General features: G+C 42.5%; 3 protein-coding genes. All 3 read left to right on the top strand.

Features of this window, described 5'->3' with window-relative positions:
• The first annotated feature begins 343 nt into the window (after positions 1-343).
• A complete protein-coding gene (locus E7204_RS07855) occupies positions 344-1,045 on the top strand; it encodes a TVP38/TMEM64 family protein (protein ID WP_127058944.1) in 702 nt (233 codons plus the stop codon).
• A 215-nt stretch (positions 1,046-1,260) separates the two neighbouring features.
• Positions 1,261-2,457 (top strand): PLP-dependent aminotransferase family protein, encoded by a 1,197-nt coding sequence (locus E7204_RS07860; protein WP_295183322.1) that lies wholly within the window; start codon positions 1,261-1,263, stop codon positions 2,455-2,457.
• A 215-nt stretch (positions 2,458-2,672) separates the two neighbouring features.
• The coding region (locus tag E7204_RS07865; RefSeq protein WP_295183323.1) for a P-loop NTPase at positions 2,673-3,234 on the top strand (562 nt) is incomplete at its 3' end.

Raw genomic sequence — 3,234 nt, forward strand, 5'->3', positions numbered from 1 at the left:
GAAAAGCCCCCGAGTAGGGGGCAGCCAGTGATAATAGAGTGGTTGTCAGATTACTCAAAGCCCTCTTTAGAGGGCAACCACTAGAGAAAGACCCTTATAGGGTCAGAGCAAACCACCCGTTCTACGGGTGGTTATGATTATTTCATTAAACTTATAAATCTAAACAATAGATAAATTTATACGTAAAGGGTACCTATAGGCCTCTTATTTATGGTAAAATACAAGTGAACAATAGATTTCGAAATATTTCGAAATAATGGTAAGGTCATTTTAGTTTTATTTGTGATTTTACAAACATGTGAGTATATGTTTTATATATAGTTAATTAGTATGAGGGTACTGAATGAAAGCAGAAACAAAGGTTAAAGTATTTGTTGTTGTATTAGCAGTCGTTTTATTGGCCAGCTTGGAGCTCATTGTGCCGGGCTTTTACGGTGATATGATTGACTTGCTGGGGACCGGTGATGTACATCATATTGCGGAAGTTCTTCAAAGTTATGGTGCCTGGGCCTGGGTTATCAGCTTTGTGCTCGATGTAATTATAAATATTGCGGGCTTTTTGCCGTCCATTTTCTTTTCAACCGCGAACGGCCTAATCTTCGGTTTGATTCCGGGGATTATTATTTCCTGGCTCGCTGAAACTGTGGGCGTTATCATCAGCTTCTTACTCATGCGTTATATTTTGCGTGACTCTGCTGAAAAGCTCATTCAGAAGAATAAGTTTTTACTTAAAGTCGATGACTTCAGCAGTAAAAACGGGCTAGCCGTTATGCTTTTTGCCCGTACGATACCGTATTTCCCATCCGGCATCATTACCGCTTTAGGGGCTATCAGTCGTATCAGCTTACGCGATTATGCCATTGCCAACTTAATCGGTAAGTTTCCGTCCACCGCCCTTGAAGTCGTGGTAGGTCACGATGCGGTTATGTTACATCAGCATTTGGATCGTTTGACGATTATTGTGGTGGTTGCAACTGTCGTGTATGCCATCGCTTGGTATGGTTACAAAAGATGGATGAAAAAGCGCGAGCAAACGCCGGAATAAATATTTGTTTATTAAGGTTGACTTAAGTTAAACGAAATGTGCTTTTCAAAAACGGAAAATGAATTATCCGGCCACCGCTTAATATAAACAGTGGTCAAATTCATGTTTTCATAGTAAAATAAATAATAAATTAAATGTAAGCGTACCTACTTGGGTACGCTTATCGTTTATCCAATATGTAGCTTGGCAGTATAGTAGTAAAAGGAGAGAGAGTTATGAGTTTTACATTTCAAATTCCGGACAGAGCCCAATTAAAAGGGCTGAATTTTATCCGTAAAGTATTTGAACGCGGTGCCGGTATTCCCGGTTTTATCAGTTTCGGTATCGGTAATCCCGCTTCGGAAGCGATTCCGGTAGAGGCAATTCAAGAAGCCTTCGACCATGTGGTGCATACTAATCCGATTGACATATTACAGTACGGTCCTATGGCCGGTGATGCCCGTTTGGCCGAGCAGACGATTGAACGTCTCGTTAAAGTTCGCCATATGCCGACGGAAGGGCAGCAACTTTTAATCTCTATCGGCGCCGGTCAGGATTTGGGGCTTGTACCTCGTACTTTGTGTGAACCGGGTGACGAAGTATTCATGGATGCCTATTCATTTACCAGCGGTATTAACGCGGTTCGTAACGTGGGGGCTAAAGCCGTGGGCATTGCCATGGACGATTTCGGTATGATTCCGGAAGCATTGGAAGAAGCCGCTAATAAAGGCAAGGGGAAATATATCTACTTAATCCCTAATTTCCAAAATCCGACAGGTATCACTATGCCTTTAGAACGCCGCAAAGCGATTTATTCGATTGCTGCTAAATATAATCTTTTTATCTATGAAGACGATCCATATGGTGAAATTCGTTTTACCGATACTATTGTGCCGACGTTTAAAGAAATGGACACGGATAATCGCGTTATCTATGCCGGTTCCTATTCCAAAACTTTATCGGCCGGTCTTCGCGTAGGTTTCTTGTACGGTCCTAAACAAGCCATTGAAGCGATTCAGGCGTTAAAGAATAATCAGGACGGTCAAATGCCACTCGTTACCCAGCGCGTTGTATCCCGCTTGCTCGATGTTATTGACTATGACGCTCAGATTAAACACGTTTCGACGGTGTACAAAGAGAAAGCCGACTTGATGATGCAAACCCTTAGAGCGCACGGCAGCGATAAGGTTCATTTTGTGGAACCGACCGGCGGTATGTTCTTATGGCTTACCATGCCGGACGGTGTCGATTGTGACGCTTTCTTCGAAGCCTGTATGGAGCATAAGGTAGGTATCGTACCGGGCGCAGCTTTTGCGGCCGACGGTGTACCGGCCGGTCAGTCGTTCCGCTTCAGTTTTACCTTCCCAAGTAAGGAACAAATCGTGGCAGGTATGACGATTGTAGGTCAATTAACAAAATCATTTATCAAATAGTCATATTTTTTAATTGATTAGACTTTACAATTACTTCATAATTTCGTATAATTACAAATCATCAGAGTGCATGGGCATAACAGATTATCATGTTTGCCATGCACTCTCTTATATTGATAAAAGCTGATTTATATGCTACACTTTAGAGGAAGAAAGATTTCTTCGTATAATTAAATGAATATATCGGCAAGGCCGATTGAAAGTAGGTGTATTTTATGGCATGTGGTAGTTCAGGCGGCTGCAGCGGTTGCTCTTCAGCATCCTCTTGCGGCAGTGCTCAACAAACGCCGCCGGATTTGACGGCAAAGCTTAATGATTTAAGCAGTGTAAAACATGTTATCGGCGTAGTCAGCGGTAAGGGTGGCGTAGGTAAATCCCTCGTTACATCTTTATTAGCTATTACGATGGCACGTCGTGGTTTTAAAGTAGGGATTCTTGACGGTGATATTACCGGTCCTTCCATCCCTAAAGTATTTGGTATTAACGGTAAAGCTCATGTAGATGAATTAGGTATGTACCCGATTCAGTCTAAAGGCGGCATCGACGTAATGTCGGTTAACCTTTTACTCGAGAACGAAAGTGACCCTGTGTTATGGCGCGGTCCTATCGTAGGCAATGTAGTTAAGCAGTTTTACACGGATGTAATTTGGAAGGATTTGGATTATTTATTCGTGGATATGCCACCGGGAACCGGCGACGTAGCCATTACCGTATTCCAGTCTTTGTCCTTAGACGGTATTGTAGTTGTAACATCACCGCAGGACTTGGTATCTATGA

It is taken from the genome of Veillonella sp., assembly GCF_015058545.1.
Lineage (GTDB): Bacteria > Bacillota > Negativicutes > Veillonellales > Veillonellaceae > Veillonella_A.